The following is a 26,899-nucleotide window of genomic DNA, read 5'->3' on the forward strand; positions in this document are numbered from 1 at the left end:
TCACGGGGCGGCCTGGCCGACACCGGGCCCGCCGTTTTCGTCGTCCTGGATGACGCAGGGCAGCACAAACGGTTCCACCGCCTGCACCATGGACCCCTCCCCATCCGCAAACCGGCTACCCACCACCTGCAGTACGTCATCATTTATTTTTCCGGTGGGGTCAACATAGACCATGCCGGCATCGCCCTCCTCCCGAAAGGAGCGCTGCCGCGGCGCCGTTACCAGGCGCAACAGCCGCGCCCGCAACAACGCGTCATCCAGACTGTTGATGTACTCCAGTGCGAACAGGGTAATCAACATGGGAGAGCCCAGGTCACGGGTAAGGGCATGCAGGGTGGACGATTCTCCGACACTGAACTGGCCGTCTTCGCCGTAGTAATGTCGCAACAGGTTATAACTGTTGTGCAGGCGTTTCAGTTGGCGGGGATTGCTGAAGCCAAAGTGCTGCACCCATTTTTTGAAAAGCTGCTTTTGCTGTTCACTGAGACCCAGCTGCACTGCGGGATGGACAACGCTGTCTGCCACCGTGGCAGGCAATGGCTTGGAAGTGGCCGAAGGGGAGCCTGGCGCGCCGGACGTCTCCTGCCAGATGGACTCCAGATAACCGGCAATGGCAGGGCCATCCGCCGCGGTGAGTGTGATCGGCATATGAATGACTTTGGCCAGGTAATCCCGCGCAATGGCCTGCGGATTACTGAGCCTGTGATGCTGGGCCAACGCCTGATAGTGCAGGGCCAGCGCCGCCAGCGCAATGCGCTGATCCACGGCGATGATCACCGTCACCTGTGGAATATCCAGCACCAGTCTCACCGCCTCAAACACCTTGACGATCCCTTCCTGACCACAGCGGTCCAGATCGTCCACCAGGAACAACAAACGCTTTTTACGGCCAAAGGCGGGGTTCAAGCGCACCTTGCACAACGCACTGATCTGCTTGCGCATGACCGGAATCGAGCCCAGATGCTCGCCGTAATCCGGCAGCTTCAGGTAGGTCATCCACTCTTTTGCCAAGGGCATGGCCAGCAGGGATTTCATCTGCCGGAACAGCATCACCAGTGCCACCATGGCACCTCCCCCCATCACCATCTGCGCGCCGGTTCCGGCTGCCATCACCCCCGCCGCCATGGTTTCCACATCGTGCCAACTGAGGTTCAGCACCATCAGCAACAGCAGTCCTGCCAGCACCAACAGGCGCGGCCCGTGCAGTGCCACGGCAAACCGGAACATCATGGGGACACGCACACAGAACCACCATACCAAAGGCGCCAGCGCAGATTTTACAGGGTGCTCCCGGGTGCCACCCCCCACCCCCTCACGGCGATTGGGCGCCACCGGATAACTGGACAGGGCTTTCAACATCTCCTGGGCCATACCGGCCTGCAGATTGTTGGTGTGCTCATATTCCCAGGCATTGAAGGTGCCAAACAGAAACGGCTGCTGTTCCCGGCGCGCCCACAACGCCTGTTTCAGCAGGTTCACAGTGGTGGATTTACCTACCCCCCAATCCCCCAGCAAGCCGATGGTTTGATGGTGCTCGTTGTCGCCGCTCAACACGGTGGCCAGGGCCTCCACCAAACGGGTGCGATTCAATCGATCCTGATCGCTTATGCACTCAGCACTCTGGCGTCGGGAAGGTTTATAGCCGGATTCGGAAGTCTGCCTTGATGGCTTTGTAAAAGATTCCGACTCTGAATCGGGTTGTTCTGGCTGGCTGCTCACCGGGAATATCCTGCCGCTGGTTTTCATCTAAGAGGTATGCACACCTTAACCCTAACCCAGTTACGCAAGGTTGCCCACCCGGAGTTGCAGATAAAAAAAGGCCCGCAGGTGCTTAGGCTGCGGGCTGCTTAACGCCTGAAGGTAAAACGCATTAACGGTTGGCCAGATGGCGCCGGGTCACCAGTAATCCCGCCAAGCCCACTGCCAACACCACAAATACCGGAGGCTCAGGCACATTGGCGTAGGCGTGGTTGTCGCTTTCAAAGGCATATCCATCACTGCTGAGCATCACCATGTCAAACAGGTCGCCGCCGCTGAACATAAAATTTATGAACCGGTTGGAGGTCCAGGAGCCCTGCCCGCCATCGGCGCTCAGCGGCCCCAGGTCAGCGCCACCAAAGCCGCCCACCCAGGTACCTTCCAGATAAAAGTCGATGCTGTTGTAATTGTCGATGGAGCCCCAGTACAGGCCATAATAATTGTACGCGCCATCCAGACCGAGACTGACGGAGCCGCTCCCGCCATTCTGTGGAACACTCAAATAGGCGCTGTCGATCCCATAGGGGGAGGCATAACGCCCGGACAAACTGCCACTGACAATCTGCCCGTTACCGGAGCAACTGACCGCGCTGCCACAACTGTAATCATTGAAATCAATGGTGGTGGCACCGCTGACTTCAGTGCTGTAAATACCCACCTCTGAGACATAGAATTCCACCGCGGACTGCGTTGTAAACGGCACAGCAAGGAGAACGAAAGCGGATAGCAATCGAAGTGCAGACATGATGTTGACCTCAAATTCCTTTTGTTCCTGTCGAATCACAAAATGTGATCCAGTTCACACTTCTTCCGTGTGCAAACTTAAGGCCAAACACATGTTTACATTATATTTCAGTAGGTTATCACAAGGCGGCAAAACAATTGTAACCGAACTGTAAAGTTGATCGACAGCCCCTAAACGCATTCGAATGAAGTGTTTCGGCTCAGCAATGTGGCCACCACCCGATCACGGCCGGCATCCTTCGCCCGATACAGGTTGTCGTCCGCCACTTTGAGGGCCAACTCGCCATCGCCATCGTTGACTTGCACAATACCGATGCTCATGGTGACCTGGAAGCTGGCGTCTCCGCTGCCGAAGATATGGTGGCTCAGGTAGCGACGAATCTTTTCTGCCACTTTTTCAGCCTGCTTCAACTTGGTTTCCGGCAACAGCACCACAAATTCTTCCCCGCCAAAACGCGCCACCTGATCGCCGGCAGAGCGGGTACATTGCTGCAGTATGCGACCCACCGCCCGCAGCACCTCATCGCCGGCCGGATGACCCCAGGTATCGTTCACCCGCTTGAAATTATCCACATCGCACATCAGCACACACATGGACTGCCGCTTGCGACTGTGACGCCGGCTTTCCATATCCAGCTGCGCCATAAAGTGACTGCGATTGGCGATGCCGGTGAGCACATCGGTCACCACCATGCGCTCCAGCTCCAGCTTCTCCCGATCCATGAAGTACCCCAGCACAAAGAAAAACACCAGCATGGGCAGTGCAATCATGGCGTAGATCATGCGCAACCAGAATGACCACCAGTTATCCAGCGCCTCGCCCACAAAAATGGGGGCGTTCAACATGGGCGCGTAGGGCAATGTATTGGTCCAGAAACCGATTTCACTGCACACAAACAGCAGGACCATAACCACGGAGATGGGTTTGTAGACATCCGGCTTGAACAGGGCACGCACCAGCAGCACCATGCCCAGGCACAGCAGCATCAGCGGGGAATCCTTATAGCCGTAGCTGACGCTGAGTGCGGTCACCGCCAGAAACATCACGGTCACCGTGAACAGGGAAAGCCAGGGGTAGTTGGCATCGGAGGTGCGCCGTGACCAGCTGAACACCGCCACACCGCCCAGTACCAGGGAACTCATCACGATCACAATCTGGGTAAAGGGCACTACCTCCCAGTTGTAAATGTGCCGATGATCCTGGTCGGCCATGGCCAGAAAGGGCATCAAAATAAAAATGAAGAACAGCGGTAACGGCAGTGCCGACGCAACCAGGCAAGCGGTGATGTCCCGTTGCTGACGAAACCAGGATTCAAGCCAGAGAAGCCACCCGTTCACGGAACAGTACCTCCTCTTCCACTGAAGCAACGATGATATCGCGCCCCTGAGCCTTGGCCTTGTACAGATTGGCGTCGGCATAATGCAGCAGGTTTTCCGGCAATAAATCCCGGCTTTCCACCACGCCCATGCTGAGTGTTACGGTAAAGCTTTTGCCGGAGCAGAAAAAGGGCAGCGTCTGCAGGCTCTTTTCCACCCGGCGGCACACCTTCAGCGCTCCCTCCAGATCGGTCTCCGGCATCAGAATCGCAAACTCCTCACCGCCCACCCGGGCCGGCAGGTCTGCGGGCACCCGCATGTGCCGGGACAGCACATCCGCCAGGCCCCGCAGTACCGCATCCCCCATCAGATGGCCGTAGGTGTCGTTAATGCGTTTGAAATGATCGGCATCAATCATCACCAGGCAAAGAGGTTGCCGCGACCGCTGTTGCCGCTCGCACTCCTCTGCCAGGCGTTGCATAAAATAACGACGGTTGGACAACCCGGTGAGGGAATCCAGCTTTGACAGCGTGGTGAGATTGTGGCGGTGATAATCGTATTGATCGAACAACACCCAGGCAATAAACCCATAGGCAATAACACTGGTGTACAAAACACCGGTTCGAAACACCTCCGCCATCAGATGCTGCTCACCATTTTCGAACGCACCGGGGGCATAGCCGGGGGCGTAATCCACCAGCCCGGTATAAATAGCCAGATCGTTGGCCCAATAAAAAAGCATGCCAATGGCCACACCAAATGCCACTGAACGCCGATCCAGGATCAGCAGGCCAATGGGTATAATCCCCACGATGACCAGATTGGTGGGGAATGTGAGGTTACCCCCCAGAAAGGCTTCATAGGCAAAGGCCACACCCACGATGGTGGCAAGGAAAACACTGGTTTTGGGGCGGGGTTCAGGGTTCAGGCGCCGCCGCCACAGCACCACCACCAGCGCCCATTGCAGCAACACGGCCGAGCCCAACACCAGATTGCCAATGATCATGTATTTCGGAACCAGATATTCCCGCCATTCCGGCACCCACAGCCCCGCACTCTGGGCCGCCATAAAGGCCAACAGGAAAGGCGTGTTGAGACTCACCGCCAATATGCAGCGCTGGCTGGGGGTAGCGTGAATCAGAAAGTTGCGGATGGCTTGCAGCATCAGTGAGCCCGTATTATTGGATTTTATTTTGGACTTTGGACCATTGTGCATATTGCGGTCAGGCAAGCCCATAGCCTGCTACGTGTATAAACGATTCGTTACCAAGCGCTACCTTTGCATACACACTGCAATTAACTTATTGGATTAGATTATTTCTCAGCCTAAGCCATATCCCGGGACAACTGGCTTTCAAGCGGCCAAACCGCCATAATACGCGGCTATTTTTCCCATTCTCCACGTTCACTCAATCAAGCGAAGCACAACAGCCATGAAAGAAGCGCTACAAGCCCTGCTGGAAACCACCTTTGACAACCTGATTGGCCAAGGCATTATTCCGGAGGGCGCGCCACGGCGAATTCAGGTGGACCGCACCAAAGACAAGTCCCACGGCGATTTCGCCACCAATCTGGCCATGATTCTGGCCAAGCCAGCGGGTAAAAAACCACGGGACCTGGCCCAGTTGATCGTGGACAACCTGCCGGCCAACGATGCCATTACCAAGGTGGACATAGCCGGCCCTGGGTTCATCAACTTCTTCATGAACGATGCCACCCGCTTTGCCGTGGTTGAGCAGGTTCTGCAGGACACCGCCGCCTTCTGTTCGCCGGATGTGGGCCAGGGTGAAAAAGTCCTGCTGGAGTTTGTGTCCGCCAACCCCACCGGGCCCATGCACGTAGGGCACGGCCGCGGTGCGGCCTATGGGTCGGCGCTGGCCAACCTGCTGCAGGCCACCGGCTACCAGGTGCACCGGGAATACTATATCAATGACGCCGGCCGACAGGCGGACGTGCTGGCGGTGTCCGTTTACCTGCGCTACCTGGAAGCCTGCGGCGAGACCGTTGCCATTCCGTCACGGGCCTATCCCGGGGAGTACGTGAAAGAATGCGGCGCCGACCTGTTCAACCAGGTGGGCAAACAGTATTTCCACCCCTACCCTACCGTGCTGGCCGGTGTGCCGGAGGACCCGGAAGGCGAAGGGGACGAGATCAAGATGGCGAAGGAACGGCATCTGGATGCCCTCATCGAAAAAGTACGCAATCTGCTGGGAGACGGCTATCGCACGGTGCAGGACTTTGGCCTCAACGCCCAGCTGGACGCCATCCGTGCCACCCTCAAAGCCTTTAATGTGGAATTCGATCAATGGTTTTCCGAACGCACCCTGGAACAGAACGGAGCCATCGAAAAAGCCATTAATCGCCTGCGCGAGCGGGGCCATGTCTACGAGAAGGACGGTGCCATCTGGCTGCGCACCTCTGAGCTCGGCGACGAAAAAGACCGCGTACTGATTCGGGACAACGGCCTGCACACCTACTTTGCCGCCGACGTCGCCTACCACCTGGATAAACTGGACCGCGGTTTTGAAAACCTGATCGATGTCTGGGGTGCGGATCACCACGGTTACATCGCCCGGGTCAAGGCCGCCATTGAAGCCCTCACCGGTAAGGGTGACCTGTTCCATGTGGCCCTGATCCAGTTTGTCACCCTGTCCTCCGGCCGTATGGGTAAACGCTCCGGTAATTTCGTCACCCTGTCGCAACTGATCGAGGAAGCCGGCAACGACGCCACCCGTTTTTTCTACCTGACCCGGTCGCCGGAACAGCATCTTGAATTCGACATCGACCTGGCCCGCTCCCAGACCTCGGATAACCCGGTGTTCTATCTGCAATATGCCCACGCCCGCGTGTGCAGCATGTTACGGGAGCTGGAAGAGCGCAAGCTGAGTTACAATCAGGCGGCCGGACTGGCGGCACTGCCTTCCCTGCCGGAAGACAACATCGAAGACCTGGCCAAGCGCCTGGCAGCCTGGCCGGAGGCCATCGCCGTTGCCGCCCGCAACCGGGCCCCGCACCAGCTCACTTACGCCTTACGTGATCTGGCCCAGGATTTCCATACCTGGTACAACAGCAATAAAGTTCTGGTGGAAGACGACACCCTGCGTAACGGGCGCATGGCCATGGCCATTGCCGTGAAAAACGTCATCGCCAACGGTCTGCAGCTGCTGGGTGTCAGCGCACCGGAAAAAATGTAAACCTGCAGGGAGTATCAATACATTGGCAAAATCCGACTCCAATCTACCGGCCTGGGTCTGGCTGTTTACCGGCGTGGTAACGGGCCTGTTCCTGGCATTTCTGTACTATCTGGCCGGGATCAAACCGACCGACAGGCAGATGCAGGAAATTGAAGTCACCACCCCGGCCTTACCCGGCACCGGCGGCAGCGGCCCGAAATTCGATTTCTACACCCTGCTACCGGACCGCGAAGTGGTGGCCCCGGCAACGGATCAACCCAAACCCGGGAAATCCACTCCCGCACCGGCCGCCCCCAGCGCCAACGAACCCTTCATTATTCAAACCGGATCATTCCGCTCCGCCCAGGAAGCAGATCATCGCCGGGCAGAGCTGATCCTGATGGGATTGGATGTCAAAATCCAGAAAGTGGAACTGGGGCCGGGTGAAGCCTGGCACCGGGTTCAGGTGGGCCCATTCCAATCCCAGCAGACACTGGAGCAGGCGAAGTCCACCCTGGCAGAAAACCAAATCGAGCATATTGTGCTGCGCTTGAAAAAGTGAAATCCGCCCCCATCTACACACTTTTACCAACAGCGGACATCCGCTGGCAGCACTGTGCCTGCACTCATTCATGCAGTAACGATAAGGATACCCTGTGGAACAATATCGAGGCACCACCATCCTCTCTGCCCGTCGTAACGGCAAGGTTGTCATCGGTGGCGATGGCCAGGTCAGCCTGGGCAACACCGTCATGAAAGGCAATGCCCGCAAGGTCCGACGGCTCTACAATAACCAGGTTCTGGCCGGCTTTGCCGGTGGCACAGCGGATGCCTTCACCCTGTTTGAACGCTTTGAAGCCAAGCTCGAAAAATACCAGGGCAACCTGACACGGGCGGCCGTGGAGTTGGCCAAAGACTGGCGTACCGAGCGTGCCCTGCGGCGCCTGGAAGCCCTGCTGGCGGTTGCCGACAAAGAGGCATCACTGATCATCACCGGCAACGGCGATGTCATTCAACCGGAAGACGACCTGATCGCCATTGGCTCCGGTGGCCCTTTTGCGCAATCCGCCGCCCGGGCCCTGCTGGACAACACCGATCTGGAAGCACGTGACATCGTGGAGAAAGGCCTGCGCATCGCCGCCGACATCTGCATTTACACCAACCAAAATTTAACCATCGAAGAACTGGATTGTGCCTAATGTCGAATATGACTCCCCGGGAAATCGTTGACGAACTGAACCGACACATCATTGGCCAGCAGGAAGCCAAGCGCGCGGTGGCCGTGGCCCTGCGCAACCGCTGGCGCCGCATGCAGCTGGCCGATGAACTGCGCAGCGAAATCTCCCCCAAGAACATTCTCATGATCGGCCCCACCGGCGTGGGTAAAACCGAAATTGCCCGGCGCCTGGCAAAACTGGCCAAAGCCCCCTTTCTCAAAGTGGAAGCCACCAAATTCACCGAAGTGGGTTACGTGGGCCGCGATGTGGAATCCATTGTGCGCGACCTGGTGGATGGTGCGGTAAAAATGTTGCGGGAAGAACAGATGGTGCAGAATCGATCGAAAGCGGAAAACGCCGCTGAGGATCGCATTTTGGACGCGCTGATTCCCCCGGCCCGTGATCAGTGGGGCAACAACACCGAAACCAAAGAAGACGAATCCACAACCCGTCAGGTGTTCCGTAAAAAATTGCGCGAAGGCCAACTCAACGACAAGGACATTGAAATTGATGTGGCAGCCGCGTCGATGGGAGTGGAAATCATGGCGCCCCCCGGCATGGAAGAGATGACCAGCCAGCTGCAGAACATGTTCTCCAACCTCAACACCGGTAAGCAGAAAAAACGCCGCATGAAAGTCGGTGAGGCCTATAAACTGGTGCGGGATGAAGAAGCCGCCAAGCTGGTCAACGAGGAAGAACTCAAGGTTAAGGCCGTGGAAGCGGTGGAGCAGAACGGCATCGTGTTCCTGGACGAGATCGACAAGGTGGCCAAGCGTTCCGAGACCTCCGGCACCGACGTGTCCCGTGAAGGAGTGCAACGGGATCTACTGCCGTTGATTGAGGGCTGCACCGTCAGCACCAAATACGGCATGGTTAAAACCGATCATATCCTGTTTATCGCCTCCGGCGCATTCCACCTGGCCAAACCTTCGGATCTGGTACCGGAGCTGCAAGGCCGCTTGCCGATCCGGGTGGAGCTACAGGCACTGACCGCCGATGATTTCGAGCGCATCCTGACCGAGCCCAGCGCGTCATTAACCGAACAGTATCGAGCCCTGATTGAAACCGAGGGTTTGCAACTGGATTTTCAGGCAAACGCCATACGCCGCCTGGCGGAAATTGCCTGGCAGGTGAATGAACGCACCGAAAACATCGGCGCCCGCCGCCTGCATACGGTGATGGAGCGGCTGCTGGAAGAGATTTCCTTCGATGCCGCTGACTTGTCTTTGAAAACCGACCAGAACCCATTTGTGATCACCCCGGCCTACGTGGATGAACGCCTCGGTACCCTGGCGGGGGATGAAGACTTGAGCCGCTATATTCTATAACCCACTTTATTCCAGCACTGACAAGGATCACAACCCATGACCATGCCGACGGAAATCAAGCTGCACACGGAATCCAGGGAACTGGAACTGGTGTTCGGCACTGAACAGTACCGACTCTCTTACGAGATGCTGCGGGTGCTGTCGCCGTCGGCAGAGGTACAGGGCCACGGCACACCGATCCTGCAGACCGGCAAACGTTTCGTCACCATTCGCGATATTGAACCCGTAGGCAATTACGCGGTGAAAATCACCTTCGATGACGGGCACGATTCCGGGCTCTACTCCTGGAGCTATTTGCACAAACTGTGCGTGGAGAAAGAGCCGCTGTGGCAGGATTACCTGGAACAGTTAAAGCAGGCCGGGGCCAAACGGGAACCGGACATGATCGGCAGCTGGAAGCCACAATAGTCCGCCTGCCTCAGGCGGCTTTCTTTACCGTTTTACCCACGGCCTTGCTGTCTGCCTGCTGTAACGCCGCCACCGTTCGCTGAATACCTTCCTCCAGGGATACCCGGGGCTTCCAGCCAAAATCCCGATACGCCTTTTCAATTGAGAAATAATGATGGGTGACCATATAGCGCACGGAGAAACGCGTTAAGCCGTTTTCCGCATTCAGCGTACCGCCTTTCAAGGTATCAATGCCTTCTGCCAGGGCCGCCACGGAATAAGCCAACCAATAGGGAACCTTGCCGGTGATCGGTGGATACCCCAGCGCCACCAGCACCTTTTCAACAAAATCAAAAAACGCCATGGGTTCGCCATTGGTAATAAAATAGGCCTGTCCGCTCACCGGTGAGCCGTCCACCAGTTTATCTTCTGCCATCACCACCGCATCCACCAAATTGGACACATAGGTAAAATCCGACAGCTTATCCCGATTGCCGATGGCGCGTTTCAGTTTTCCCGCCTGCGCCTTTTGCAGAATGGCCGGCATAAACCGATTATCACCGGCACCGAACACCACATGAGGGCGAATCGCACAGCATTGGGTAACACCGGTGCCACTGAAAGCCAACACATCTTTTTCTGCCTGGATCTTACTGTCAGCGTACGGGGCCTGGGATATAGAGGAATAAGGCAGGGTTTCATCACCGTAGGCAATGTCCTCCCCCTCATAGACGGCGCTGGCGGAGCTGATGTACACCAGCCGCGCAATACCATGCCTGCGGCAGGCCTCCATCACATTGAGGGTTCCCTGGTGATTCACCGCCCAGATCACCGATTCCTGGTTGTGCTTGGTATGCACCAGGGAGGCATTGTGCACAATGGAATCCATGCCGGCGCAGGCATCCACCACGGCCTCCCGGTCACAAATATTGATGTCCAGGAAGGTTACGTCATCGTGAAAGGGCCGCCCGCCAAAATCCAGCACCGTGACATTATGACCGGCATCCAGCAAACCATTCACCAGGTTGCTGCCGATAAACCCACACCCACCGGTCACCAGAATGTTTCTCTTTTCCATCATCGCGTTCCTTTTTTATTAGATTGCTCAATCTACGCGTCAGTGCCAAACATCTGATCCCAGAATGGGAAGATGGAAGCGTAGTTACGGTTAAGGTGTTTACCATGATGAATATCGTGTTTCAGCGCCCAGAAATTGAATAACTTGAAAACCGGATGCGGCAACACCAGATTGGAGTGCACCAGAATATTCACCACATGATGAATGAAAAACACCAGCAGGAATGACACAGGACTGATGGGGCCGACTATGGCGATGGCCAGGCAGAGCAGCCCCAATCCCGCCAGATTTTCCACCGGATGCAGAAAAATGCTTTCCGCTGACGTGGGAAAACGAACATAGTGATGGACACCGTGCACGTGCTTCATGAACATTGGATGGTGCATGCCACGGTGCAGGAAGTAATACATAAAGTCATACAGCATTAATGCCGCCAGCACCTCGCCAAACACCAACACCCCCGGCACGGCTACGGAGAGGTGTTGATCGACTATGAGGCTGCCGCCAAAATAGGTAAACACAAAGGCAAAGAACGACAACGCCAACACCCCGTTCAAGCCAATATTGACGGCTTTACGGACGGTGCTGATGCGCTGCCGATCCGGTGTCCGAATGCGATAGCGGGCAAAACGCGGAGCCTGTACCGCCCAGGCAAAAAATGCCATCACCACACCATCGAACACCAGAATACAGGCCAAGGCAATGAAGAATCCGGTTGTCATTTTGATTACCTCCTGCTTGATGAGCCCGATATGGATAATCGGATCAATCTGAACAAACTGCCCAACTTCACCCATGGACGACTGGAATACATGAGGCGCACGGTCTCTCGCCCCTTGTCATAATCACCTGGCCGCACCGGAAACAGTTTGGGGGGAACACCAAAACCAAAGCGATCACTGAGCACAGCCTTTTGATTGGTGTAGGCACGCAGCCCGTCTCGCCCGTTCATGCGGCCAAAACCGGAATACTTCACACCGCCAAAAGGTAAATCCTGATTCAAATAGCAAAGCCCGAAATCGTTTATACAAGTAGCACCCGCCTCCAGTTGCGAGGCAATTCGCTCGGCCCGTTGCGCATCATTGCTCATCACGGTGGAATGCAATCCAAATTCGGTGCCGTTGGCCATCTCGATAGCCTCAGCTTCGTTCCGCACTTTGAACACCAGCATCACCGGGCCAAACACTTCGCGACAGGCAATCTCCATATCCGGTGTGACATCCACCAGGATGGTGGGTGGGTAGAACTGGCCATTGCCCCCATGGCGGAGTGCGCCACCGCACAATGCACGTGCCCCCTGCTGGATGGCGTTCCGCACCAGCCGGTCTATTACTTCGATTTGCAACGGCGAGGTAATGGCGCCCACATCAACATTGCCATGGCGATCCGGCACGCCCTGCCGCAGGGCGGACGCATGGCGCACCAGTTCGGTAACAAACCGGTCGTACACCGTATCGAAGACCAACAGTCGTTCCGCGGCAATGCAATTCTGCCCCAGGTTGATAAAGCTGCCGCCCAGGGCAGAATGCACGGCACGCTCCATATCCGCATCGGCACAGACAATAAACGGATCCTTGCCACCCAGCTCCATTACCACAGGGGTCAGGTGTTCGGCACTGCCTTCGATGATGCGGCGGCCATTGTTCACAGAGCCGATAAACAGAATCTTCTGCACACCGGCCCGCACCAGGGCCGCACCGGTATCGCCATAACCGTTGATGATCTGCACCAGATCCTTGGGGAACCCGGCCTGCTCCAGGGCCTGATCCGTAATGCGCTGAAATCGCGCACTGGACCAGGCCACCATTTCAGATGCCTTCACAATCACGGCATTACCCGCCATCAAGGGTGCCACCAGAGAGCTCACTATATTCTGCAATGGATAGTTCCAGGGAATAATGCAGGCCACCACTCCCAAGGGGTGGTACTCGATGCGGCCTTTCTTGTGCAGCAGCAGGCCAGAACGCACTGATTCCGGCCGTAGATATTTCTCCCCATTGCGGAGCGTCCACTTAAGCTTATTGCATATGGGAAGAATCTCGCCCAGCATGGCGTTTTCATAGGTCTTGCCGGAATCGGTAACAATTTCATTGCATAATTCATCGGCGTGCTGCAAAACAAACTCCATGATGTTTTTCAGCACAGCTCGGCGCTGGGCAAAAGTACTGCGCGCCCATTGTTGCTGGGCGGCCCTGGCCCTGGCAACACATGCCGGTACCTGTTCCGGCAAGGTCACCGCCACCTCGCCCAAACTCTCACCGGTGGCCGGGTTGATGCAGGGGATCGCATCGCGAACATCAGATTGCGCTTGATGAGGTGGAGACTTAATGGGGGCTTCTGCCGTCATAACTTATCCTTCCGCAGCTTCACGCTTGCTGTTGTTGGTTGAAGCGGTTTTGCTTCGCTTTTGTTGTTGTTCCGCCTTGGCTTGCTGCAATATGAAATCCGCCACGCGCCAGCCGATCATCATGCTGGGCGCATTGATCGCCGACACCGGTATATAGGGAATCACCGAGGCATCGGCAACCCGCAGGCCGGTCACACCCTTGACCCGCAACTGGGTATCCACCGGATGCTCAGCCGCCTCCCCCATGGCGCAACTGCCGCAAAAATGGAAGGTGGTCATAGTGGCACGTTTGATCCAGCCCACCACTTTATCCGGTTGCCGGTATCGATTGGCCTGCACCAGACCCCGACTTCCCCATTGCACCATCTCATCCTGTTGCGCGATGGCTTTCGCCATTTCCACTCCGGACAACAGCGTCTCGATGTCCGCCGGATGCCGGTAGTAAGCCGGATCAATCAAAGCCTGATCTTCGGGCCGGTTGGAGGCCAGCATCACCGAACCCCGCGACAGGGGTTTACCCAGTATCACCACGATGCCATAGACACGGGCCACATACGCCTGCAGGGGCGGCAGTAAAAACGCCCATGCAATCAATTTTCTGATCAGCTGCCGCAGCCAACGCTGTCGATACAGCAGGGCCGGCAGCAACATCAGTGGCAACATGCGTTGCATGGAACGCATGAGGGTTGACGGTGCCGAGAACAATACAAAGCAGGTATCCGGGTGAGATTTGGGGAGATGGCCGGCCGGGCTGACATGATGAAAGCCATACAACTGGGGGTAGTCGAAATCAATCGGGTGGCGGGCGCGATAGAACAGGCACACGTTGGGATGATCCTGCAGATTCTGCCCCACACCATCGGCGCGCTGTACCACGGCAATCCCGTGGCGCTGCAACTGCCAGTGGGGGCCGACACCGGACAGCATCAACAACTTGGGTGTTTCCAGGGCGCCGGCACAGAGCACAATTTCCTTGGCCGCCCGCGCCACACCCACTCGACCATCCCGTTCATATTGAACGGCAACCGCCCGTTTGTTTTGAAACAGGATGCGCTGGCAACGGGCGCGGGTGATGACGGTGAGATTTTTCGGTGGAGACTCCCGCACAAACGCGACATAAGAGCTGCGGCGGAAGGCACCGGCGTAATTCATATCGTTGTAACCGATAACCCCATTGAGATCGCCATCGTTCATACCATCTTTGCGACGAAAACCCAATGATTGCGCTGCACGAATGAACAGGTCAGTGAAATGGCTGCCCGCCCGCGGCCGGGGCCGCAGACGTTTTTCCAGTTCTGTGAACACCGGCACCACATCTTCCCACTGCCACCCCGTTGGCCATTGCGCGTAATCCTGCCGGTCGCCCCGGGTATACACCATTCCATTTACGGCGCCACTGCCCCCCATACCCGTTCCCGTACCTGCATACAGGGCACGCCGGGAGCAATTTTCCTGGGGCGCCGTCATGCGATCCCACATCAGGCGGTCATTTGCAAACGCCTCCTTGAAACCATCCGCGGAAAGCGTTTCCGGATTCAGATCAGCGGCAGCCCCGGCTTCCAGCAGCAGCACTCTGCCGCCTCCGGCTTGCGCCAGGCGAGCGGCGGCCACACAACCGGCTGAACCACCACCCACAACAATGTAATCGTATTCATCCGTGTTCATATTATCCTTTTACCAATTTCGCTATGGTGGCCGCGGAGGGCGTCAAACCCAACGCCGGCAACAGGCGCCGACAGAGGAAAGCCCGCATTTCAGCATCACTGCGTTTTTTCTCGCTTTTTATCGTCAACAACGACAACAGAAAGCGTGAAGTGACTTCCACTATTTCGTCCAGTTCATCGTCATCCACATTCATACCTTTGAAAATCAGCTTAAAAATGGAACGCCGAATATCATTGCCCTCTTTGGTCCGCAGGGCATGCTCGTTCATGATGTTGGCCAGCCCGGAATCGGACATCAGCTCCAATGAGGGCTCATGGGGCAGACGCTTAAGGGAAAACATCATGGCTTCAATGACCCGGCACTCCACCGATTCATAACGCTCAATGTGGCGCAACAACTTCTGGGCAAAACCATAGGCTGATTGCAATAACGCAAATTGCACCACTTCATCCCGGTTACTGAAGTAGCTGTACACCGTGGGCCGGGTAACCCCTGCCTCCTTGGCAATGTCGTTCAATGTCACCTTCTCAATACCCCAGCGTTTAACACACTGCACTGCGGCCTCCACGATGCGCCCCTGGGTATCGATGTTGTGGTTTTTGGCTGGCTTCATGATTCCACCTTACTGCTGATCATTGACTGCTGGCATTCGATAAAATCCGATTCTACACACTTTACATCTATACACAATATGTAAAGTCGTTTAGTATCAAAAAATCGAGGGAGCGGCGCCTTACCCCCACCACAACAATCAATAAGGGAGTATGAACCGATGGCAAATGCTGAAGCGTTCAATAACAATCACTTAGCCGGCAAGGAGCCCCCCGGGATGCGGGGCGGGCTGCCTCTGCTGGGCCACATCATCCCTTTCGCGCGCAATCCGTTTCTGTTCATGAAGCGGGTTTCGGATACCCTGGGTGAAATAGCGCAGTTCAGAATTTTCAACCAACGCATGATTCTGCTGACCGGTGATGACGCCAGCAAACTGTTTTATCGCTCCAGTGACAAGCAACTGGACCAATCGGCCGCCTACAAGTTGATGACCCCTATCTTTGGCGAAGGCATCGTATTTGACGCACCCATCGATCGTAAGAACCAGCAGCTGCGCATGCTGATGCCGGCGCTGCGTGGTGAAGCCATGCGCAACCACGCCGACAAAATCCTGATGGAGATCGAGGATCTTTCACAGCAGTGGGGCGATGAGGGTGAAGTGGACCTGGTGGCCGCCATGAAGCAGCTCACCATCAACACCGCCAGCCACTGCCTGCTGGGCAAAGAATTCCGCTATGAACTGACCGATGAATTCGCGGCCATTTACCATGATCTGGAAAAAGGGGTGAACGCCCTGGCCTACAGCTTTCCAAACCTGCCACTGCCCTCCTTCCGCAAACGGGATCAGGCCCGTCGCAAACTGCATGAGCTGGTGAAAGGCATCGTGCAAAAACGTGAACGACAAACCGACAAACCCACTGACATGTTCCAGATGCTGATCGACACCCATTATGATGATGGCAGCAAACTCAGCAGCGACGAGATCACCGGTATCCTGGTGGCGGCCATCTTCGCCGGCCACCACACCAGTTCCGGAACCGCCGCCTGGGTGTTACTGGAGCTGCTGAAGCATCCCCAGATACTGCAAGAGGTGCGCGAGGAACTGGACACCCTGTTCGGGGCCGATGGTGAGGTCACCTTCCAGCGCCTGCGCGAAGTCCCCAAACTGGAAAACACATTGAAAGAGGTACTGCGCCTGCATCCGCCATTGATTGTCCTGATGCGGCAGGTAACTGAGGATATGCCGTTCAAGGATTATGTAATTCGGGCCGGTGATATGGTCTGGGCCAGCCCACCGGTCACCCACCGTATGCAGCACCTGTTTACCAACCCGGAACAGTTCGACCCCGATCGCTATGCCGAAGCACGGGCAGAAGACAAAAACCTGATGGCCTACCAACCCTTTGGCGGCGGCAAACACAAATGTTCCGGCAATGCCTTTGCCATGTTTCAGATCAAGGCGATCTTTGCCGTGCTTCTACGGCGTTATGATTTTGAACTGGTGAATCCGCCAGACACTTATGTGGATGATTACGGTGAAATGATCGTGCAACCAAAATCCCCCTGCCGTATACGTTATCAGCGCCGCACGGTGCGCCCTGCCCACAGCGCCCACGCAACGCACAGCCACAGCGCCAGCATATCCTGCCCGCAGCCGCACCGGCCTGCAGAACGTTTCCGCATTCATGTGGACACTCAACTGTGCCAGGGACACGCCATGTGCATGGGGGAAGCACCACATCTGTTTCAGGTGGACGCCAACAACGAACTGCAGGTACTCGACTCTACACCCTTGATGCAGAATTTGGAGCAAGCGCAACAGGCCGTGCGAAACTGCCCCAACCAGGCCATCCGCATTGAACTCAACCACCACGAAGGAACTCCGTCATGACCGCCCAAGAAACCAATATTCCCGCCTGCACCCGGCAAGAACTGGAAGACATGGTGGAACGCTGGCTGCAAGCCAACCGTGACGCCGAACAAGAAGGCAACTGGACCAAATATCTGGGCCCGATGTATACCGAAGATGCCGAATACGGCTGGAATATCGGCCCCAACGAAGAGTTTATCGCCCACGGCCGCCAGGAAATCTGCGATATTGCACTGGGTTATCAGATGCGCGGTTTTGAACAATGGCAATACCCCTATCACGACATCATCATCGATGAAAAACGCGGCACGGTTATTGGCTTCTGGAAACAGCGGGCGCCCTACAAGCGGCCTGATGGCAGCGATTATGAAATTGCCGGCATAGGCGGTTCCTGGTTTGAATACGCCGGCAACTATCAATGGAAATGGCAGCGTGATTTTTTTGATCTTGGTAACGCCAAGGCGATGTTTTTCGAGCTGGCTGGCGCGGGGCTACTGGAACCCGTCGTCAAAGAAAAAATCCACCGCCAGGCGCAAGGTGAGTTACTGCCGGGCCACCGTAAACTGCGACCGGATCTGTCTCGCTGGCAAAAATTCCGCAATTTTTCCGCCATGGTGCGCATCGCCATGACCGGCAGGTAATCACCATGACATCACCCCCTGCCACGCTGGATAGCATCACACCCGGCTCCAACTTGTCGCTCTGGCTCTCCCCCAATTCGGATCGCGCCTGGGCGGAAAAGTTCTTTCTGGCCTACAGCCCGGTCTGGATGCTGTCCATGGGGCTGATGATGGTGACCGGCTGGCAGGGCACATTCAGTGATGGCGCCCTGTTATTGCACTCGCTCTCGGTCGCCCTGCCACTCTGGATTCTGCCCGCGCTGCTCTACCCGTCTGCGCGCCTCGGTAAACGCTGGCACAAGAGCTACTGGTTCAAAGCCAATCTGTACATCGGCCTATTCAGTATCTTTGGTAACTATTTCGGCTCGGAATATTTTTTTGATGTGCTGGGGATGGTCTACCAATTCCCCAACGCCACCACCACCCTGGACCCTGCCCTGGTTGGACATAATGAAAAATCCGTACCGGTGATCATGTATCTGTATACACACGCGTATTTCATGACTTATCACACCACCGCCGTTATGGTGCTGCGGCGGTTGATGAATTCCGGCCTGCCGTTCAAACCACTGTTGTTTCTGCCACTGACATTATTGGTGGGCTACACCTGGGCCTGGCTGGAAACCAAGGCCATGGCCAACCCCATGATGGCCACCAGTTTTTACTACGAAAACATGGAGGCCATGCTGGCCTTCGGTTCATTGATCTATGCCACCTACTTTATTGCCAGCTTTCCCATTTTCTATTTTATGGATGAAAGCAAAACTAAACCCTGGTCGTTGCTGCAGGTTAGCGCTGCCGGGCTCAGTGCCAGTATGCTGGTGTTTTATCTGCTTGAGATCTGCGCCCATCAGGTAAACAGCCTGTAGAATTGGCGCAACAAACAAAAACTTTGTCAGCATTAGCCAGTTAACCACGCTTGCTGCCCCTATCCACGCCCCCATAAACTGATAACATTCTAACTATTTCAATTTGGGGCTTGGGGTTATGGTGTGGTGCGCATCATTCAAACGCAATCTGTCGAGCGTCTTTGTTCGGCCGAGCAATAACATTGCCTATATTGATGGCCTGCGGGCCCTCAGCTGCCTGGGCATCATGCTCTACCACAGTTTTTTCCTGCTTCACCTGTTTGTACCGGAAGACACCTTTACTTTATTTGTGGAGCAGACACCCTTGCTCCTGTCCTGGATCTGGGGGCTGGATAAATCCGTCGATGTGTTTTTTGTTATCAGTGGTTTCCTTATCGGGCGCATGCTGTTCCGCGAATACAATCAAACGCAACGGCTGGATTTGAAAGCATTCTATTGGCGCCGCTATCTGCGCCTCACGCCGGTCTACCTGTTTGCCATGGTTGTATTTTATTTTCTGGCGGGGCCCGACTATTCACAGACACTGTGGGCCAACGTGCTGTACGTGAATAATTTCCTGCCCCTGGAATCCATGTCCATGCCCTGGACCTGGACCCTGGCGGTGGAAGAACAGTTCTATATCGTCCTGCCCTTGCTGCTTAGTCTGTTGATACTGCCGTTCCGACATGCCCTTGGCGTGCTGCTGGGATTATTCCTGCTCTCGTTCATCATTATCGGGCTGGTTGCCAGCAACGATGCACAGCTGTGGCATCAACCCTACCACCGGCTCTTTTCCGGAAAAGATAATATCATTCATTATTTCGACACCCTCTATGTAAACCTGCACACCCGTTTCGGCACCTTGATCTGCGGTGTCATTCTGGCTTACCTGACCGTCTACCGAGCACGGTGGCTGCAGCAGGTACTGTCCCGCCGCCTGCTCAGCACAGGGCTCACCGTACTGGCGCTTGTAGTGATGATCAGTGGCGTCATGCTCAACGGCAACAAACAGTGGCTGGGGGAATCACTGCATCTGGCACGGCTGAACCTGATCCTGGATCGGAACCTGTTCGGCATGGCCACCTGCTGGATGATTGTATTGTGCTCGGCACCCGGCACAACGGGGAAACTGGTGAATCGTTTTTTCAGTGCCCGCCTCTGGTATCCCTTTGCCCAGCTTTCCTATTCCATGTACCTGTTTCATTACATGTTGGCGGTACCGTTGGTATTGATGACGGTAAACATACTGAAGCACAGCCCGGGCCCGGCGCCCCTGATGCAGCATCACTGGTTTCTATTGATGTTTGTGGGATTGGTGCTGGTTACCGTGCCGGTCAGCCTGCTGACCTACACCCTGATTGAGCGGCCGTTTATCAATCTGCGCAAGCCCGCGGCGGCGGCAGCCGGCGGCACGGCCAAGGTTGCGGCCACTGCGTAGACCCTCAACACCGGCTTCAGTCCACCGCGATCTTATAGGTTTTCAGCAGTCCACCGAAGGTCAGTACCACTCGCGCCAGTGAGACAAAGGAATCCGGAATCGTCACTTTCAGATCACGCATCTTATCCAGGGCAATCCCCAGGATGTCGGTGGCTTCGTGCCGGCGCAGGTTTTCCTTGAGCACCAGTTCCGCCACTTCCTCAAACACACCCTGATCCTTGGCCACAAACCCGGCCTTGCGGAACAGCTCCCCCAGGGGCTGATCCGATTGAATACGGCCAAACAGCACCTGCAACAAGGTGGCATAGTGCCGGGTTTCATCCGGGGTCAGTTCGCCAATGGCGCCGTAATCCAGTACCGCAACCCGCCCATCCTGCATCACCAGAAAATTACCGGGATGGGGATCGGCATGATAGATACCAAAACTGGTGATCTGCTGCACATAACAACTGAGCAGCTCGCGCAGCAGATTTTCCGCCCCGGTCGGGTGCCGGTTGAGATAGTCGGTGAGCCGCATGCCATCAATCCATTCTGTTACCAATACCCGACTGGTGCTGAGCTGCTCATACATCCGGGGTACATAGATCAGATCCGCATGGGGTAAGGCGGAGAACTTGCGTAAATTGGATTCTTCGGTGAGAAAATCCAGCTCCTGCATGGTCATGGTAATAATCTGCTCCATCACCTGCTTGAGATCGAACTGACTGATCAACGGCGCACCAAACGTACCCAGCGCCTTGAATACCATGGAATCCTGCCGGAACAGCTTGCGGGCATGGGGCAGTTGCACCTTCACAGCCACCGGCTCGCCGGTCTTCAATACCGCTTTATGCACCTGGGCCACCGAAGCGGCGGCCACCGCCTGCTCATTGAATTCCGCAAACTGCTGGCGCCATTCGGAACCCCACTCGCGGGTCAGCACTTCGTCAATGCGGCGGAACGAAACCGGCTTGGCGTCATCCTGCAGTTTTTCCAGCTCCGCCACATACTGCATGGGCAGAATATCGGAGCGGGAACTCAAAAACTGGCCGAACTTGACCCAGATGGCACCGTTATCATGAAACAGCTGAGTGAGTTTGCGGGCGCCCTTGTGGTGGGTCTGCGCCAGCAACTTGCGCTGCTCCAGGGGAGACAACTCCCCGGCCTGATTGCGGTAGGCACGGTAGGATTGCTCGATCTCAATCCCCACCCGCGTTGCGCTCAGGTAGCGTTCTCCCCCGGTTACCACGGAGTTCACGGTATCAAATAGTTCGTTCAACATGCGGCCAACTCGTTATCTGCTGTTTCCGTATCGAGCCAATGCCTGGTCGATATCTCGTTATTATTATGCCATCGCTCGAATATACCGATTGTACTGTAATTTACCACGCCGGAATGGTCACCATTTGTGACTCAAACAACCACCCCCGTCACCCGGGCCAAATCGCCCATATTACTGATAAATCAGCCAGTGCGGCCGGCTCCGGGCGGCGCGGCAGTCTTGCTTCCGGCGCCCTAATCCGCGAAGATAGCCTCCGCACTTGGAGGCCCCTGATGTCCAACGAAAAAACCACCCATTTCGGCTTTAAAAACGTCCCGATCGAGAAAAAACAAAGGTATGTAGGCGAAGTGTTTCACTCCGTGGCAGCCAAATACGACATCATGAACGATCTGATGTCCATGGGCATACACCGCCTGTGGAAGCGGTATACCATCGAAATGAGTGGCGCCCGCCCCGGGCAAAGCATACTGGATCTGGCCGGAGGCACGGGGGATCTCACCATGAAGTTCTCCCGCATTGTGGGCGATGAAGGCAAGGTGGTGCTGTCGGACATCAACTCCTCCATGCTCAGTGTGGGCCGCGACAAACTGCTGGATCACGGCTACGCCGGCAACATCGAGTACATCCAGGCCAATGCGGAATGCCTGCCCTTTGCCGACAACACTTTCGATTGCATCACCATCGCCTTTGGCCTGCGCAACGTCACCGACAAGCAGAAGGCGCTGGAATCCATGACCCGGGTACTGAAACCCGGCGGTCGTCTGCTGGTACTGGAGTTCTCCAAACCCACCAACCCGGGCTTTGAGAAGGTCTATGATCGCTACTCCTTCAGCGTGCTGCCCCTGCTCGGCAAGCTGGTCACCAACGATGCGGACAGCTACCGCTACCTGGCGGAATCCATCCGCATGCACCCGGACCAGAAAACCCTCAAGCACATGATGCGCAAGGCCGGCCTGGACCGGGTGGATTACCACAACCTCACCGGCGGCGTGGTGGCCCTGCACCGGGGCTTCAAGTACTGATGGATACCCACCGCCAGTCCCTGATTCCAGCCTTTCTCACCGAGCAATTGGAGCGGGCCGCCAATCGCGCCCTGTACTACGCGCCGGTGACACGCCTGCAATTGACCAAATTGAAAGGGAAATCACTGGCCATTGAACTGCAACGCCCGCATTTTCCTCTGTTAATGGTGGTGGGCAAGCGCAGCCTCAGCTTTCAGAACCACTGGGAAACCGCCGCAGACGTCACCGTTCGCGGGCCTGCCGTGGCCCTGCTGCGTCAAATCGGCAGCCCCGACATCGGCCCTGCTGAGCTCATGCAACTGGGCATTGAAGTGGAAGGGGATCAACAACTGGCACAACAGTTTCTGCAGGTGATCCGTGATCTGGACCTGGATCTGGAAAGCGTTCTCGGGGACCTGATCGGCGATGTGGCGGCACACCAGATCAGCGATCTGGCCCGGGTGGGATTCGGTTGGTTGCGCACCACCGCCAGCACGGTACTCAATCAATCCCGCCACCTGCTGGCGGAAGAAAAAGAATGGGTGTTGAGCCCCCGTAAATTCCAGCGCTTCCAGCGCGATGTGGAAGACCTGCGGGCGGATACCGATCGCCTGCAGGCCCGTATTCAACGGCTGCATCAATCCCTGAACCCCACTGCCACAAACCACGAGCCTGAATCTTGAGACGCCTAGCCCGACTGTTCACCATCTTCACCCTGCTGGCCCGCTACCGCCTGGATGAACTGCTGCCCGACCACGCCGCCAGTACGCCGCTGAAATGGCTGATCCGCCTGCACCCTGCCGCCTGGACGGCATCCACCGCGGCTCATCCGTGGGCGCGGGCACGTCAAGCCATGGAACAACTGGGCCCGGTCTTCATCAAATTCGGCCAGTTACTCTCCACCCGCCACGACCTGCTGCCGGAAGAGGCCATTGCCGATCTGGCCAACCTGCAGGACAACGTGCCCCCCTTTGGCGAACAGGAAGCCATCAATATCATTGAGCGGGAGCTGAAGGGCGCCGTCGGGGACCTGTATGGCTCCCTGAGCCACACCCCCCTGGCCTCGGCCTCCGTTGCCCAGGTGCATGCCGGCACCTTGACGGATGGCCGCGAGATCGTGGTGAAAGTGATTCGCCCCGGCATTGAAAAGATTGTGGAGCGAGATCTCGCCCTGCTGCTCACCGGTGCCCGCTGGCTGCAACACCTGGCGCCGGAAACCAAACGCTTCCACCCGGTACAGGTGGTCAAGGATTATCGCCACATCCTGTTGGGGGAGCTGGACCTGGGTCAGGAAGCCGCCAACGGCGCCCAGTTCCGGCGCAACTTCGAAGGCTCCCCGCTGCTCTATGTGCCTGAAATCCATTGGCATCTGAGCACCTCCAAGGTGTTGACCATGGAACGGGTGTATGGGGTGCCGGTATCCGACACCGCGGCCATGCTGAAAGCCGGTGTCAGCATGGAACACCTGTCTGAAATCGGCGTGGAGATCTTCTTCACCCAGGTCTTCCGGGATAACTTTTTCCACGCTGACATGCATCCCGGCAACGTACTGGTGAATCTGAGCGATCCGCAAAACCCACAGTACCTGTCACTGGATTGCGCCATCGTCGGCACCCTGAATAAAGAAGAGCGCTTTCTGCTGGCGCGGCAGCTGATGGCGCTGCTGGACAAGGATTACGAGCAGATTGCCATTCTGTTGGTGGAAGCGGGTTGGGTTCCGGCTCACACCAAGATCCACGAGTTCCAGAATGCCCTGCGCACCGTGCTGGAACCGGTGCTGGAACGGCCCCTGCACGAAATCGAATTCGGCCCGGTGCTGATCCGCCTGTTCCAGACTGCCCGCCGCTTTGAAATGCAGGCATTACCGCAGTTTGTGTTGTTGGAAAAGACCCTGATTCACGTGGAAGGCCTGGGCCGCCAACTGTACCCTGAACTGGATATCTGGGAAATCGGCCGCCCCCTGCTGGAACAATGGATTCGTGACCAAATCGGCCCCAGCGCCATCATGCAGACCGTGAAACGCAATGCCCCGGCCCTGATTGAACAAATCCCCCATATTCCAAAATTGGCATGGGATGCACTGCAGGAAATGCGTAAACTGAGTGAAAACCAGCAGCAACTGCTGCGCCAGGTGGAAGAACGGCACCTGGGGCAGCTGCGCCGGGACCGCATCATTACCCTGTTGGGGCTAATTGGGCTAGGTGCCGGGGTGAGTTGGGGCCTGAATCCGCAGTGGCTGCCGGACTGGCAGCACATACCGGCAGGGGCCTGGATCAGCGGCACCATTGGTGTAACCCTGCTTTTGACCCGTTTGCGTGGCCACGGAAATAACTGATAATTTTTAACCAGGATGAGGAACAAGTTGCATGCTTGTCACATTGTTCTCATATAATGTTTTATGAATGACACATTAGCCGCACTGGACAAGGTGCTCACCGAACGCAAGCAGGCCCAGGCAGACAGCTCCTATGTGGCCAGCCTCTACCACAAGGGCCTGAACAAGATTCTGGAGAAAGTGGGCGAAGAGGCGACGGAAACCCTGCTGGCGGCCAAAGATGCGGAATCCAGCAAACACTATGATGACGTCATCTACGAAACCGCCGACCTTTGGTTTCACACGCTGGTGATGCTGCACAAGCTGGACCTGTCCTCGGCTGATGTTTTACAAGAATTGGAACGCCGCTTTGATTTGTCAGGGCTGGTGGAAAAAGCGAACAGAAACAAATAAAACGGGAGTAACCCAATGGGTTTTGGTGGTATTGGAATCTGGCAACTGTTAATCGTCCTGGCGATCATCCTTTTGATCTTCGGCACCAAGCGACTGCGCAATCTGGGTGGTGACCTGGGTGGCGCCATCAAGGGCTTCAAAAAAGCCATGAGTGAAGAAGAGAAAAAAGAAGAACAAGCCAAACTCAACGAGCAGCAAAAAGAAGGCGACGTCATCGACTCAACCGCTGAGAAAAAGAAAGACCAGGCCTGATCGTCCCTGAGGAAAACGCATGTTCGACATAGGCTTTTTTGAGCTGGTTCTGCTGGGTATTGTCGGCCTGTTGGTGTTGGGCCCTGAACGCCTGCCCCACGCGGTCCGAATGGGCAGTGCCTATCTGGGTAAAATTCGGCGGGCGGTTACCAGCGTGCGGGAAGAGTTCGAGCGCGAGGTGAACCTGCATGAAATGCAAGAGCGCCTCAAGCAACAGATGGAGGAAACCGGCCTGGATGATGCCCGCCAATCGTTGCAGGATCTCAAGCAACAGGTAGAAAATCCGGATCCGACCCCGGCAACCAGCAGCCAGCCTATGGACAACAGTATCGGCGGCAGCCTGCCTGCCCGGGAAGACGACGATCCGGATACCCGGCACAATCCCACTGTACCGGAAAACGAAGCAGAGCCCATGCCGGACCCTGCCCCTGAATCTTCCCCTGAACCTGCGGCCAACAAAGAATCCCCCAAAGCATGAGCAGACAGAAACCCAGTGCAGAACCGGAAGCCAACCTGACCCTGATCGGCCATTTGGTCGAACTGCGGGATCGGGTTATGAAATCGCTGCTGGCTATTCTGATCGTGTTTATGAGCCTGATTTACTTCGCCAACGACATTTACGAGCTGGTGGCCAAACCCATTCGGGATCAATTACCCGAAGGCACCACCATGATCGCCACCGACGTTACCTCTACCTTCTTTGCGCCATTCAAATTAACGCTGGTGGTGGCGTTCTTTCTGGCCATGCCGGTGATTCTGGGGCAGATCTGGCGTTTCATCGCCCCCGGCCTGTATGCCCATGAGCGCAAATTCGCTCTGCCCTTACTGGTGCTCAGCGTGTTGCTGTTCTACTCCGGTATTGCCTTCGCGCACTTCGTTATCTTCCCCCTGATTATGAATTTCTTTGTCATGGCCAGCCCGGAGAACGTCACCGTTACACCGGATATCGCCCAGTACCTGACCATCGCCCTGAAACTGTTCTTTGCATTCGGCCTGGCCTTTGAAATCCCCATTGCAACCATGCTGTTGATCCTGTCCGGGGTTACCACGGTGAAGGATCTGGCCTCCAAGCGGCCTTACGTGATTCTCTTCTGTTTTGTTTTCGGCATGTTGCTGACTCCACCGGATCCGTTCTCTCAATCCATGCTGGCAGTGCCCATGTGGCTGCTGTTTGAGATGGGATTGTTGATTGGGCGCCTGATCAAGCGCGGCCCAAAAGAAACAGAGGCAGCTACCACCGGGCAACTGGACAAAAGCGATTCTTAAGTGTTGTTGCCGCGACGGCCCCGCGTTACCATAACGTCAATTTCGTAAA

26 protein-coding genes are annotated in these 26,899 nt (G+C 56.2%); 16 read left to right on the forward strand and 10 right to left on the reverse strand.

Annotated features, from left to right (window positions below):
* The 4 genes from D9N13_RS20255 to D9N13_RS20270 form a co-directional block, all read right to left on the reverse strand.
* Positions 1-1,719 carry a P-loop NTPase fold protein gene (locus D9N13_RS20255; RefSeq protein ID WP_290593746.1) on the reverse strand — a complete coding sequence of 573 codons (1,719 nt, stop codon included), beginning with the start codon at positions 1,717-1,719 and terminating at the stop codon, positions 1-3.
* A gap of 151 nt (positions 1,720-1,870) precedes the next feature.
* Complete coding sequence (locus D9N13_RS20260; protein ID WP_290593748.1) at positions 1,871-2,503, reverse strand: hypothetical protein; 633 nt, start codon at positions 2,501-2,503, stop codon at positions 1,871-1,873.
* 170 nt (positions 2,504-2,673) lie between these two features.
* On the reverse strand, positions 2,674-3,840 hold the full coding sequence (locus D9N13_RS20265) for a GGDEF domain-containing protein (RefSeq protein WP_290593750.1): 1,167 nt from the start codon (positions 3,838-3,840) through the stop codon (positions 2,674-2,676).
* The gene (locus tag D9N13_RS20270) at positions 3,815-4,984 is read right to left on the reverse strand and encodes a sensor domain-containing diguanylate cyclase (RefSeq protein WP_290593752.1); all 1,170 of its coding nucleotides are present in this window, start codon (positions 4,982-4,984) and stop codon (positions 3,815-3,817) included. The genes D9N13_RS20265 and D9N13_RS20270 overlap by 26 nt, the downstream gene beginning before the upstream one ends.
* A gap of 268 nt (positions 4,985-5,252) precedes the next feature.
* Between D9N13_RS20270 and argS the strand changes: the two genes are divergently transcribed.
* The 5 genes from argS (at position 5,253) to D9N13_RS20295 (ending at position 9,945) form a co-directional block, all read left to right on the forward strand.
* Positions 5,253-7,013: an arginine--tRNA ligase gene (gene argS, locus D9N13_RS20275; RefSeq protein WP_290593754.1), complete on the forward strand. Its 1,761-nt coding sequence runs from the start codon at positions 5,253-5,255 to the stop codon at positions 7,011-7,013.
* A 22-nt stretch (positions 7,014-7,035) separates the two neighbouring features.
* A complete protein-coding gene (locus D9N13_RS20280; protein WP_290593756.1) occupies positions 7,036-7,554 on the forward strand; it encodes an SPOR domain-containing protein in 519 nt (172 codons plus the stop codon).
* A gap of 94 nt (positions 7,555-7,648) precedes the next feature.
* Positions 7,649-8,191: an ATP-dependent protease subunit HslV gene (gene hslV / locus D9N13_RS20285; protein WP_290593757.1), complete on the forward strand. Its 543-nt coding sequence runs from the start codon at positions 7,649-7,651 to the stop codon at positions 8,189-8,191.
* Entirely contained in the window at positions 8,191-9,537 is a 1,347-nt protein-coding gene (hslU, locus tag D9N13_RS20290; protein WP_290593759.1) for an HslU--HslV peptidase ATPase subunit, read from the forward strand. The genes hslV and hslU overlap by 1 nt, the downstream gene beginning before the upstream one ends.
* A 36-nt stretch (positions 9,538-9,573) precedes the next feature.
* Positions 9,574-9,945, forward strand: a complete 372-nt coding sequence (locus tag D9N13_RS20295; RefSeq protein ID WP_290593761.1) for a DUF971 domain-containing protein — start codon at positions 9,574-9,576, stop codon at positions 9,943-9,945.
* A 10-nt stretch (positions 9,946-9,955) separates the two neighbouring features.
* Here D9N13_RS20295 and D9N13_RS20300 read toward each other — a convergent pair whose 3' ends face one another.
* The 5 genes from D9N13_RS20300 to D9N13_RS20320 are packed head-to-tail and all read right to left on the reverse strand — an operon-like array spanning position 9,956 to position 15,627.
* Positions 9,956-11,005, reverse strand: coding sequence for an NAD-dependent epimerase/dehydratase family protein (locus tag D9N13_RS20300; RefSeq protein WP_290593762.1), 1,050 nt, complete (start codon positions 11,003-11,005; stop codon positions 9,956-9,958).
* 29 nt (positions 11,006-11,034) lie between these two features.
* Positions 11,035-11,724 (reverse strand): sterol desaturase family protein, encoded by a 690-nt coding sequence (locus D9N13_RS20305; RefSeq protein ID WP_290593763.1) that lies wholly within the window; start codon positions 11,722-11,724, stop codon positions 11,035-11,037.
* 5 nt (positions 11,725-11,729) lie between these two features.
* On the reverse strand, positions 11,730-13,349 hold the full coding sequence (locus D9N13_RS20310) for an aldehyde dehydrogenase family protein (RefSeq protein WP_290593764.1): 1,620 nt from the start codon (positions 13,347-13,349) through the stop codon (positions 11,730-11,732).
* A gap of 3 nt (positions 13,350-13,352) precedes the next feature.
* Positions 13,353-15,014, reverse strand: coding sequence for a GMC family oxidoreductase (locus D9N13_RS20315; protein WP_290593766.1), 1,662 nt, complete (start codon positions 15,012-15,014; stop codon positions 13,353-13,355).
* Position 15,015: 1 nt separating this feature from the next.
* Positions 15,016-15,627 (reverse strand): TetR/AcrR family transcriptional regulator, encoded by a 612-nt coding sequence (locus D9N13_RS20320; RefSeq protein ID WP_290593767.1) that lies wholly within the window; start codon positions 15,625-15,627, stop codon positions 15,016-15,018.
* A 159-nt stretch (positions 15,628-15,786) separates the two neighbouring features.
* Between D9N13_RS20320 and D9N13_RS20325 the strand changes: the two genes are divergently transcribed.
* The 4 genes from D9N13_RS20325 (at position 15,787) to D9N13_RS20340 (ending at position 20,342) form a co-directional block, all read left to right on the forward strand.
* Complete coding sequence (locus D9N13_RS20325; RefSeq protein ID WP_290593769.1) at positions 15,787-17,457, forward strand: cytochrome P450; 1,671 nt, start codon at positions 15,787-15,789, stop codon at positions 17,455-17,457.
* Positions 17,454-18,077, forward strand: a complete 624-nt coding sequence (locus D9N13_RS20330) for a hypothetical protein (protein WP_290593771.1) — start codon at positions 17,454-17,456, stop codon at positions 18,075-18,077. Before D9N13_RS20325 ends, D9N13_RS20330 begins: the two co-directional genes overlap by 4 nt.
* A gap of 5 nt (positions 18,078-18,082) precedes the next feature.
* Complete coding sequence (locus D9N13_RS20335) at positions 18,083-18,925, forward strand: hypothetical protein (RefSeq protein ID WP_290593773.1); 843 nt, start codon at positions 18,083-18,085, stop codon at positions 18,923-18,925.
* 118 nt (positions 18,926-19,043) lie between these two features.
* Positions 19,044-20,342 carry an acyltransferase family protein gene (locus D9N13_RS20340; RefSeq protein ID WP_290593775.1) on the forward strand — a complete coding sequence of 433 codons (1,299 nt, stop codon included), beginning with the start codon at positions 19,044-19,046 and terminating at the stop codon, positions 20,340-20,342.
* A gap of 16 nt (positions 20,343-20,358) precedes the next feature.
* Here the strand turns inward: D9N13_RS20340 and D9N13_RS20345 are convergent, their stop codons facing one another.
* A complete protein-coding gene (locus D9N13_RS20345) occupies positions 20,359-21,603 on the reverse strand; it encodes an ABC1 kinase family protein (protein ID WP_290593777.1) in 1,245 nt (414 codons plus the stop codon).
* Between the two features lie 272 nt (positions 21,604-21,875).
* On the opposite strand from D9N13_RS20345, the gene ubiE reads away from it, so the two are divergent.
* From ubiE to tatC, 7 genes are all read left to right on the forward strand, one after another.
* Positions 21,876-22,625: a bifunctional demethylmenaquinone methyltransferase/2-methoxy-6-polyprenyl-1,4-benzoquinol methylase UbiE gene (gene ubiE, locus D9N13_RS20350; protein ID WP_290593779.1), complete on the forward strand. Its 750-nt coding sequence runs from the start codon at positions 21,876-21,878 to the stop codon at positions 22,623-22,625.
* On the forward strand, positions 22,625-23,287 hold the full coding sequence (locus D9N13_RS20355) for an SCP2 domain-containing protein (protein WP_290593781.1): 663 nt from the start codon (positions 22,625-22,627) through the stop codon (positions 23,285-23,287). Before ubiE ends, D9N13_RS20355 begins: the two co-directional genes overlap by 1 nt.
* Complete coding sequence (gene ubiB / locus D9N13_RS20360; protein WP_290593783.1) at positions 23,284-24,939, forward strand: 2-polyprenylphenol 6-hydroxylase; 1,656 nt, start codon at positions 23,284-23,286, stop codon at positions 24,937-24,939. Before D9N13_RS20355 ends, ubiB begins: the two co-directional genes overlap by 4 nt.
* Before the next feature lie 63 nt (positions 24,940-25,002).
* Entirely contained in the window at positions 25,003-25,332 is a 330-nt protein-coding gene (locus D9N13_RS20365) for a phosphoribosyl-ATP diphosphatase (RefSeq protein WP_290593785.1), read from the forward strand.
* A gap of 15 nt (positions 25,333-25,347) precedes the next feature.
* Positions 25,348-25,584, forward strand: coding sequence for a Sec-independent protein translocase subunit TatA (gene tatA, locus D9N13_RS20370; protein ID WP_290593787.1), 237 nt, complete (start codon positions 25,348-25,350; stop codon positions 25,582-25,584).
* 19 nt (positions 25,585-25,603) lie between these two features.
* Positions 25,604-26,062, forward strand: a complete 459-nt coding sequence (tatB, locus tag D9N13_RS20375) for a Sec-independent protein translocase protein TatB (RefSeq protein ID WP_290593789.1) — start codon at positions 25,604-25,606, stop codon at positions 26,060-26,062.
* Positions 26,059-26,850, forward strand: coding sequence for a twin-arginine translocase subunit TatC (gene tatC, locus D9N13_RS20380; RefSeq protein WP_290593790.1), 792 nt, complete (start codon positions 26,059-26,061; stop codon positions 26,848-26,850). Before tatB ends, tatC begins: the two co-directional genes overlap by 4 nt.
* The last annotated feature ends 49 nt before the right edge of the window (positions 26,851-26,899 follow it).

Origin of the sequence: Ketobacter sp. GenoA1 (genome assembly GCF_003671475.1) — a bacterium.
In the GTDB taxonomy this organism is placed as follows: domain Bacteria; phylum Pseudomonadota; class Gammaproteobacteria; order Pseudomonadales; family Ketobacteraceae; genus Ketobacter.

Excerpts from the sequence above, each read along its gene's own strand:
- D9N13_RS20260 (WP_290593748.1), bottom strand. The coding sequence starts at position 2,503 with ATGTCTGCACTTCGATTGCTATCCGCTTTCGTTCTCCTTGCTGTGCCG.
- D9N13_RS20270 (WP_290593752.1), bottom strand. The coding sequence starts at position 4,984 with ATGCTGCAAGCCATCCGCAACTTTCTGATTCACGCTACCCCCAGCCAG.
- argS (WP_290593754.1), top strand. The coding sequence starts at position 5,253 with ATGAAAGAAGCGCTACAAGCCCTGCTGGAAACCACCTTTGACAACCTG.
- hslU (WP_290593759.1), top strand. The coding sequence starts at position 8,191 with ATGTCGAATATGACTCCCCGGGAAATCGTTGACGAACTGAACCGACAC.
- D9N13_RS20295 (WP_290593761.1), top strand. The coding sequence starts at position 9,574 with ATGACCATGCCGACGGAAATCAAGCTGCACACGGAATCCAGGGAACTG.
- D9N13_RS20300 (WP_290593762.1), bottom strand. The coding sequence starts at position 11,005 with ATGATGGAAAAGAGAAACATTCTGGTGACCGGTGGGTGTGGGTTTATC.
- D9N13_RS20305 (WP_290593763.1), bottom strand. The coding sequence starts at position 11,724 with ATGACAACCGGATTCTTCATTGCCTTGGCCTGTATTCTGGTGTTCGAT.
- D9N13_RS20310 (WP_290593764.1), bottom strand. The coding sequence starts at position 13,349 with ATGACGGCAGAAGCCCCCATTAAGTCTCCACCTCATCAAGCGCAATCT.
- D9N13_RS20315 (WP_290593766.1), bottom strand. The coding sequence starts at position 15,014 with ATGAACACGGATGAATACGATTACATTGTTGTGGGTGGTGGTTCAGCC.
- D9N13_RS20320 (WP_290593767.1), bottom strand. The coding sequence starts at position 15,627 with ATGAAGCCAGCCAAAAACCACAACATCGATACCCAGGGGCGCATCGTG.
- D9N13_RS20325 (WP_290593769.1), top strand. The coding sequence starts at position 15,787 with ATGGCAAATGCTGAAGCGTTCAATAACAATCACTTAGCCGGCAAGGAG.
- D9N13_RS20330 (WP_290593771.1), top strand. The coding sequence starts at position 17,454 with ATGACCGCCCAAGAAACCAATATTCCCGCCTGCACCCGGCAAGAACTG.
- D9N13_RS20335 (WP_290593773.1), top strand. The coding sequence starts at position 18,083 with ATGACATCACCCCCTGCCACGCTGGATAGCATCACACCCGGCTCCAAC.
- D9N13_RS20340 (WP_290593775.1), top strand. The coding sequence starts at position 19,044 with ATGGTGTGGTGCGCATCATTCAAACGCAATCTGTCGAGCGTCTTTGTT.
- D9N13_RS20345 (WP_290593777.1), bottom strand. The coding sequence starts at position 21,603 with ATGTTGAACGAACTATTTGATACCGTGAACTCCGTGGTAACCGGGGGA.
- ubiE (WP_290593779.1), top strand. The coding sequence starts at position 21,876 with ATGTCCAACGAAAAAACCACCCATTTCGGCTTTAAAAACGTCCCGATC.
- D9N13_RS20355 (WP_290593781.1), top strand. The coding sequence starts at position 22,625 with ATGGATACCCACCGCCAGTCCCTGATTCCAGCCTTTCTCACCGAGCAA.
- D9N13_RS20365 (WP_290593785.1), top strand. The coding sequence starts at position 25,003 with ATGAATGACACATTAGCCGCACTGGACAAGGTGCTCACCGAACGCAAG.
- tatA (WP_290593787.1), top strand. The coding sequence starts at position 25,348 with ATGGGTTTTGGTGGTATTGGAATCTGGCAACTGTTAATCGTCCTGGCG.
- tatB (WP_290593789.1), top strand. The coding sequence starts at position 25,604 with ATGTTCGACATAGGCTTTTTTGAGCTGGTTCTGCTGGGTATTGTCGGC.
- tatC (WP_290593790.1), top strand. The coding sequence starts at position 26,059 with ATGAGCAGACAGAAACCCAGTGCAGAACCGGAAGCCAACCTGACCCTG.